The 7,574-nt window shown below is 44.1% G+C and carries 7 protein-coding genes; 5 read left to right on the forward strand and 2 right to left on the reverse strand.

The window, feature by feature from the left end; translation table 11 throughout:
- Positions 1 to 358: 358 nt before the first annotated feature.
- The 3 genes from ED312_RS21960 to ED312_RS21970 all read left to right on the forward strand — a co-directional run bounded on the left by ED312_RS21960 (position 359) and on the right by ED312_RS21970 (position 3,204).
- On the forward strand, positions 359 to 1,396 hold the full coding sequence (locus ED312_RS21960; RefSeq protein WP_123218165.1) for a COX15/CtaA family protein: 1,038 nt from the start codon (positions 359 to 361) through the stop codon (positions 1,394 to 1,396).
- Between the two features lie 72 nt (positions 1,397 to 1,468).
- Positions 1,469 to 1,978, forward strand: coding sequence for an IS1096 element passenger TnpR family protein (locus tag ED312_RS21965; RefSeq protein ID WP_123218166.1), 510 nt, complete (start codon positions 1,469 to 1,471; stop codon positions 1,976 to 1,978).
- Between the two features lie 167 nt (positions 1,979 to 2,145).
- Positions 2,146 to 3,204 carry a nucleoid-associated protein gene (locus ED312_RS21970; protein WP_123218167.1) on the forward strand — a complete coding sequence of 353 codons (1,059 nt, stop codon included), beginning with the start codon at positions 2,146 to 2,148 and terminating at the stop codon, positions 3,202 to 3,204.
- 276 nt (positions 3,205 to 3,480) lie between these two features.
- On the opposite strand, the gene ED312_RS21975 is transcribed toward ED312_RS21970, so the two are convergent.
- Positions 3,481 to 4,557 carry a hypothetical protein gene (locus ED312_RS21975; RefSeq protein ID WP_123218175.1) on the reverse strand — a complete coding sequence of 359 codons (1,077 nt, stop codon included), beginning with the start codon at positions 4,555 to 4,557 and terminating at the stop codon, positions 3,481 to 3,483.
- Positions 4,558 to 4,798: 241 nt separating this feature from the next.
- Here ED312_RS21975 and ED312_RS21980 point away from each other — a divergent pair, with 241 nt between their 5' ends.
- Both ED312_RS21980 and ED312_RS21985 read left to right on the forward strand, forming a co-directional pair.
- Complete coding sequence (locus tag ED312_RS21980; protein ID WP_123218168.1) at positions 4,799 to 5,692, forward strand: ABC transporter ATP-binding protein; 894 nt, start codon at positions 4,799 to 4,801, stop codon at positions 5,690 to 5,692.
- Positions 5,693 to 5,915: 223 nt separating this feature from the next.
- Positions 5,916 to 6,746 (forward strand): ABC transporter permease, encoded by an 831-nt coding sequence (locus tag ED312_RS21985; RefSeq protein ID WP_123218169.1) that lies wholly within the window; start codon positions 5,916 to 5,918, stop codon positions 6,744 to 6,746.
- Positions 6,747 to 7,039: 293 nt separating this feature from the next.
- Here ED312_RS21985 and ED312_RS21995 read toward each other — a convergent pair whose 3' ends face one another.
- Positions 7,040 to 7,426, reverse strand: a complete 387-nt coding sequence (locus ED312_RS21995) for a winged helix-turn-helix transcriptional regulator (protein ID WP_123218171.1) — start codon at positions 7,424 to 7,426, stop codon at positions 7,040 to 7,042.
- Between the last annotated feature and the right edge of the window lie 148 nt (positions 7,427 to 7,574).

Raw genomic sequence — 7,574 nt, forward strand, 5'->3', positions numbered from 1 at the left:
GATTTGCGAAAAACTTTGAGCTCTTTGTGGTTTTCACTGTACGGGTCTTATTTTATCACAAAGACTCACAAAGCAGGCACAGACCTGCCTGCCGGCATAGGCAGGGTTGCACAAAGTATTGTATAAAAATTAAATGTATAACTCAAAAATAATTTATCCCTGAAGGTAAAGCCCCGTACCAATATTCCGGAAGGAGTCGTAAAAAACATCAGTGTATCCGTGGCAATACAAAAACAAATGTTCCGCAAGAAATCACAAAAATATCAGTGTATCTGTGCCAACTAATAAACACGGACAAAAATATAATCCATAAAAACCCCGTTCTTAAATATCGTGGTAAACACATAAAAACAACAACATGCGCGTGTGGCTTAAAAAGAATTTCAGAACCATAACCAAAACGACCCTCATCCTCGTTTACCTGGTTATCATTGCCGGTGCCCTGGTCCGTATGACAGGAAGCGGCATGGGCTGTCCGGACTGGCCCAAATGTTTCGGGTATTACATTCCCCCCACAGAAGAATCACAGCTACTCTGGCATCCGGACAGAGCGTATAAAAAGGGCCAGGTCATCATCCGGGACGAATCATTACTGGTTGCAAAGGCCGATTTTACCACTTCCGGCTCGTATAGCTCCGGCAACTGGGCCCCGTACACCAAACACGATTATGCGGTATTCAATCCCAGACACACCTGGATAGAGTACATCAACCGGCTTTGCGGAGCAGTTGCCGGGATGGCTACGCTCTTTATGGCCGTGGCTTCCTTTGTCTACTGGAAAGAAAAACGCAGTATTACCCTGCTCTCCTGGCTCGCCGTATTCAGTATGGGATTCCAGGCCTGGTTGGGAGCTACCGTTGTTTATTCCGTCCTCGCCCCGGTAAAAATCACCGTTCATATGGTTATGGCACTGGCCATTGTAGCCCTTATCCTGTATATACTGCACCTTACCAGGACGGGTAAAAGCGAATATAAGCCGGACCGGCTCTTTACCAATCTCATCCGGCTGGCCCTTTTCCTCACGCTCATACAGATAGTATTAGGTACGCAGGTAAGGCAGTTCGTAGACGAACAGGTAAAAATAGTAGGAGATACCGCCAAAGATTTATGGCTCAACAATCCCGGACTGGACTTTTACCTGCACCGTTCTTTTTCCATACTGGTACTGGCTGTCAATATATTCCTGTTTATCCTCAACCGTAACAGAAAGTTGTATTTCACCCGTGTAAACTGGGTGCTGTTACTTATCGCGCTGGAGATTATCAGCGGTGTGGCCATGGCTTACCTGGATTTTCCGTTCGCTTCGCAACCCCTGCACCTGGTCCTGGCGTCCGTTCTGTTCGGTGTGCAGTATTATCTGTTGCTCGATACACGGCATGCGGCGAAATCTTTGTAACTTTACAGGCTCAAAAGTTGCCATCTTACAGGCAGGAACATACATAACACACAGAAATACAACCTATAGGATATGATTTATAAATTCAGGATAATATTAGATGCGGAAGAAGACGTTTTCAGGGACATAGAAATAGAATCCGGGGATTCCATGGAGGAGTTTCACAATACCATTACCCAGGCTTTCGGTTTTGAAGGTTCGGAAATGGCCTCTTTCTATCTCAGTAACGAAGAATGGCACCAGGGCGAGGAAATTGCCCTTTTTGACATGGGAGACGGGCAGATAGACGTACGCCTGATGAGCGAAACCATACTTGAAGATGTCGTAGACGAAGAAAACAACAGGCTTATCTACGTGTATGACTTTCTGAACATGTGGACTTTCTTTGTCGAACTTGCGGATATCGCCGGGAAAGAGGATGGCAGGTCTTATCCCAACCTCCTGTTCGCCCACGGCCAGCTTCCGGAATTCCCTCCCGAAAAACAATTTGAGTCCGAAGAAGGCATGAGCGAAGATTTTAACGACTTCGGCATGGACATAGACGACTATGATAACCTGGACTTTGATGAAAACTGGAACTGAAAGAATTGCAGGGTTACCCGGAACGGAAAACCGGGCCGCGTAACAGCAAAACCTAACCCGTGACAAAACCGTAAATACACGTTAACACATTAACAAAATCTACAATCGCCACCGGTATTCCATCCGGAAACAATAGGCCCGTGGCAAAACAATACGATAAAAACCATATGCTGAACCTGTATCCATGCCAAATAGAAAGCCTTTCCGTACACCGGGTAGGTAATAAAAGCCGGAACGAAGGTATTTTCCTCTCCCGCGAACCGTATCTCCTGAACGATGAAATCACGGGGATACTCAAAGAATATTTCCTGAAACCTTTCCGGGAAAAGGAAGAGAACTACTTTCGTTTTGCCAATGAGGTAGACGTGGAATTCCACCCGCTGTTCGAAATTATTTCCAATACCTTTCTGGAACCGGCAACCGTACATGAAAATTCCAAAAAAATTGCCACACACCTTTTCGATCAGTCCAACCACCCTCATATAAAAAGCGGGGAAGTGTACGTGGCTCATTTCAGTGACATGGTGCTCGACAACCAGAAGGTCGATGCCATAGGTATTTTCAAGAGCGAATTAAAACACGATTTCCTCCAGTTCCGCGAAGAGGAAAGCAACCTGGACATCGTTATTCAGCAGGGCGTTAACATCAACAAACTGGATAAGGGTTGTATTATCTTCAACACCAACCGCGAAGAAGGCTATAAAATCCTTTCCGTAGACAGCAACCGTTACGATACCAAGTACTGGCTGGAAAATTTCCTGGGAGTGGATGCACTTACGGACGAAAATTTCATCACCAAAAAATACCTGAAGTTCTGCCAGGACTTTGCCAAGGACGTAGTGCTCCCTGCAGAAGACAAAAAGCAGGAAGTGATGTTTATGAACCGTGCTGTAAACCACTTTGCCAAAAACGACGATTTCGAGGAAACCAGCTTCCTCAATGAGGTCATGGACAACCCGGAACTCATCCCTGAGTTCAAACATTACAAGGTTGAAAAAGGTCCCAAATACCACATCGAGGACGTATCCAGCTTTCCCATAGCCAACAAAGCCGTTACGGAAGCGCGGAAAAAAATCAAGAACGTCATTAACCTGGACACCAACATCCAGATAAAAATGGATTTCGTAAACCCCGAATCCGCCGAAAAGTTCGTGGAAAAAGGCTGGGACGAAGAAAAGCAGATGTATTATTACCTGGTGTATTTTAACCGGGAAGAAAAGAGTTAAGCAGACTTAGATTTGAGATGTCAGACAGGCTTACCATATAAAGAGCGGACTTCCGGGTTCGCTCTTTTTTATTGAGGAGTTGGCAATTTCGGAGTTGGAAGTTGATGGGTTATTAAGGGGACCCGGACCTGATCGGACCACGATGATAAATGTCCGGAAAAACACCGCGAAGGGACAATGAAAAATATCAGCGCATCCGTGGCAAACCACCCCCCACAAAAAAATCCCGCAAGGAACTACAAAAAAACATCCGTGAATCCGTGGCCAAAAAAGACATTAAGTCTTCCTTCTGAACAATCCCCTGGTATTGATATCCTCGTAATTGCGCTTTACGAAATCGAGGGCAGCCTCGAGAATCTGTCCCATATTGGTGGCCTTTTTAAATTCCACGTCCTGTACAAAATGCAGGATCTCCATTTTTAGCCTTTCTACGTTTTCGGGGACGGATATGGTATCGTTTTTGGCACAGGCCAGCAATTCTTCCATCCGTTCGTTATAACTGATGAGCCTTTTGGCTACGATAGACCGCTCTTCTACCTTGTACTGGTCTACCGAACTCCGCTGCAATTTGTCACGCACCATATTTACCATAACATTGTTTTCCTTGAAAAACTGGGGACGGTACACCTTAAATTTGCCTTCAAAACTCTGCTGGTCAAAATCTATGGCACGGATGCGGTACACTACATGGTCAAAATCGTGGGTAGACACGATAACGTAGTTATACGACCGCATATCGCCCAGCAGTCGTATCATACAGCGCTCATTGAATTTTACGAACTCCTTGGCTATCTGCGCTTTTTCCATCTCCGTGCAGTTGGGAAGGAAATCCTTGATAAACACATCTCCGGGAATTCCGGCTATATGTTCTTCGATAAGTGTATCCTTGTATACCAGGAAGTTCAGGTTGTACGGCGAGAGCATGTGTTCCAGTTCCAGTCCATACACACGGGAGGCATCGGCCTTTTTTACATAGAAATAGGTATAGTTGTCGTTCAGCACATTACGGATCTTCACGCGAAAGGGCTTGGAGTTACCGAATGTACAGTAATCAATGGCATCTACATTGAGGAACTGCAAAATACGGTCGCTACCGTCCGAATGCAGAATGGAATATACCCTTTTAAGGCTCAGGTCTATCTCCTCCCGGTCAAATTCGTTATAAAAAACCCGTATCCACAACGTATCCTCATCGTTTTTGTCGTATACCACCACAGAACCTGAAAACCGCAGGAGGTCTTCGTAAAAGATCGGGATCTTTATATCCCGGTTATACTCTTTCAGGTACGCGTGCAGCTGCTCCGTTACGGGATAGGCAGGTTTCTTCTTCGACATGAGCTTTTCTTCGGACATCGGCTTCGTATAAAAGGATTCTGTATTCAAACTTACACATTTTTTCAGGTAGGATGCGACAAGAGTGTGCGAAAAAAATTCCGGAAATTATGCGAAGGTGTGTAACAAAATCGTACTTTACCCGTCATGTTTACTAAAAAGACCCTGGTCCATGGTAAAATTTGTTTTCGGTCCCTTGCCGGGACCCCGGATTTCAAGCCCGATTTTGTCATGTCCTAAAAAAAACTAAAAACCATATATTTTGGAAACCATTTTAAGCATTCATAACCTTACCAAAAAATTCGGCTATCTCACCGCGGTGCGTGACCTGTCTTTTACCATAGAAAAGGGGAACGTTTACGGTATACTGGGGCCGAACGGCAGCGGAAAATCGACCACCCTGGGTATTGTCCTGAACGTGGTAAACAAAACTTCGGGAGATTTCGACTGGTTTGAAGGAAAAGTATCTACACACAATGCCCTTAAAAAAGTAGGCGCTATCATTGAGCGGCCTAACTTCTACCCTTACCTGTCTGCCGAAAAAAACCTGGAGCTGGTATGTAAGATCAAGGGAGTACCTCATGAAAAGATACTTGAAAAACTCGAAGTGGTAGGACTGGCCGACCGTAAGGACAGCAAGTTCAGGACCTATTCCCTGGGAATGAAACAACGTCTGGCCATAGCCTCTGCCCTGCTCAATGACCCGGAAATACTTATACTGGACGAACCGACGAACGGACTGGACCCGCAGGGAATACACCAGATAAGGCAACTGATTAAACAGATTGCGGCAGACGGTACCACCATTCTTCTGGCATCACACCTGCTCGACGAAGTGGAGAAAGTATGTTCGCATGTAGTAGTACTCCGCAAGGGAGAAAAACTGTACTCCGGACGCGTAGATGAGATGATTGCAAGTCACGGCTTTTTTGAACTGAAATGCTCGGAGCAGCAAAGAGCCGTCGCCCTGCTGCAAAATAATAATGCCTTCCGGGAAATCAAGGAAGAAAACGACCTCATCACCGCTTTTCTCAACGAACCCATGGAAGCGGAGACCTTTAACCGTTTTATGTTCGATAACGGTTTTGTGCTTTCCCATCTGGTGAAACGCAAGGAAAGTCTTGAAGAACAATTCCTTACACTTACGGGGAGTTGATAAATTATTAGGTTACCGGGTTATTAAGAAATCTGACCTATAATTTTTTGAAAGGTTATAAAGAAACACCATACCCATGACAGAAGAACATCTCCGAACCGCTGTGATAAAGTTTAAAAAAGTCCCGAAAGGACAACCAAAAAAAACATCCGTGAATCCGTCGTAATACAAAAAAACAGGAAGCTAAAAAACTCCCAACTAACAAACTAAAAAACTATTAAGCATGCTTCGCCTATTACAGATAGAATTTATAAAACTCTGGAACAACCGTTCCAGTAAGATTCTGATTACCGCGTATTTTGCACTGTTGCTTTGCATTGCGCTCATAGCAACCATTAAGTTCGATATCGGCCAGGTACATTTCCAGGTGGCTGAACAGGGGATCTTTAACTTCCCTTACATCTGGCATTTTAATACCTATATAGCAGCCTGGTTAAAGTTGTTCCTGGCTATCATTATCGTTTCCATGACTGCCAATGAATACAGCAACAAAACCATAAAACAGAACCTGATAGACGGACTGAGCAAATGGGAATTCATCTATTCCAAGTTTCTCACCGTCCTGAGTTTTGCAGCCATATCTACTGTATTTGTCTTTGCAGTTTCCATGATACTGGGACTTATTTACTCCGACTATAATGAGATTTCCATTATTTTCTCGGACCTGGAATACCTCCTGGCCTATTTTATAAAACTGGTAGGCTTTTTCTCCTTCTGTCTCTTCCTTGGCATGCTTATAAAGCGGTCCGCTTTTGCCTTAGGGTTCCTGGTACTCTGGCAGGCCATAGAGGGGATATTATACGGACTTATCCAATGGCAATCTGACGGAAAAACAGCCTCGGCCATAGCCAGTTTCTTTCCGTTGAATGCCATGAGCAACCTTATAAAAGAGCCCTTGACACGGCTCAATGCCGCCCGTACGGTAGCCAGCCAGATCGGCGAGACCATCACCAAAGACTATGGCGTACACTGGTATGAAATAGCTATCGTACTCGTATGGACCACTCTGTTTATTTACTGGTCCTATGCCCTATTAAAGAAACGCGACCTGTAAATGTCCGCTTTCTAACGTACACCGTATATAAAAGGCACAAAACAGGCGAAAAGTTGTTTTGTGCCTTTGTTTTTTTCAGCATATATACAGAGAAGAAAGCATATCCGGGAATAAAGTGGATATCCTCATAGCTAAAGTAAACATCCTCATAGTCAAAGTAGATATACCCGGGAGTATAGTAGACACCCCCATGAATAAAGTCGGCGTCCCCGCTAATAAAGTTGACACCCCTTCATATAAAGTAGACATCCCCGGTTAAATTATATCCCACTCGACTGGTGCTCGTTTGCACCTTAAACCCCCGTTACGGAACCTGATTTCTTCAATTGCTTTTTATAATGTTCGGTACCCCATACTTCCAATTGTTCCCAAATAGGCACCAGTTTTTTCGAACTGATAGTCAGCTTGTACTCAACTTTCGGTGGAACTTCTGCAAACACGGTCCTTTCCACCAGTCCATCTCGCTCCATCTCTTTTAAATGAAGCGTAAGCATCCTGTCAGAAATATTAGGGATATATTCTTTCAGCTCCGTAAAACGCATGTCCTTAATTGATAATTTATGCAGAATAGTCATTTTCCATCTGCCCGATAAAAGGATCAGGGCATACATTGTGCCGCATTCGTTTATCAATTGATTTCTATTAGCATTATTGGTACTCGATATTTTTCTGCCTGCCATGACTAACAAAATTGTGTGCTTCTAACAACTTTCCGAAGCATTGTAAAACTACAAAATAGAAAATAATTTTATCCCCATCAAAAAAATCATAATAATGAAACATCCATGATTAAATTTTAAACACACAGGGGAATGATTATTTTGGACC

Origin of the sequence: Sinomicrobium pectinilyticum, assembly GCF_003725735.1 — a bacterium.
GTDB classification, from domain to species: domain Bacteria; phylum Bacteroidota; class Bacteroidia; order Flavobacteriales; family Flavobacteriaceae; genus Sinomicrobium; species Sinomicrobium pectinilyticum.

What these genes read in the sequence shown, in the direction of transcription:
- ED312_RS21960 (WP_123218165.1), top strand. Translation starts at nt 359, where the DNA reads ATGCGCGTGTGGCTTAAAAAGAATTTCAGAACCATAACCAAAACGACC.
- ED312_RS21965 (WP_123218166.1), top strand. Translation starts at nt 1,469, where the DNA reads ATGATTTATAAATTCAGGATAATATTAGATGCGGAAGAAGACGTTTTC.
- ED312_RS21970 (WP_123218167.1), top strand. Translation starts at nt 2,146, where the DNA reads ATGCTGAACCTGTATCCATGCCAAATAGAAAGCCTTTCCGTACACCGG.
- ED312_RS21975 (WP_123218175.1), bottom strand. Translation starts at nt 4,557, where the DNA reads ATGTCCGAAGAAAAGCTCATGTCGAAGAAGAAACCTGCCTATCCCGTA.
- ED312_RS21985 (WP_123218169.1), top strand. Translation starts at nt 5,916, where the DNA reads ATGCTTCGCCTATTACAGATAGAATTTATAAAACTCTGGAACAACCGT.
- ED312_RS21995 (WP_123218171.1), bottom strand. Translation starts at nt 7,426, where the DNA reads ATGGCAGGCAGAAAAATATCGAGTACCAATAATGCTAATAGAAATCAA.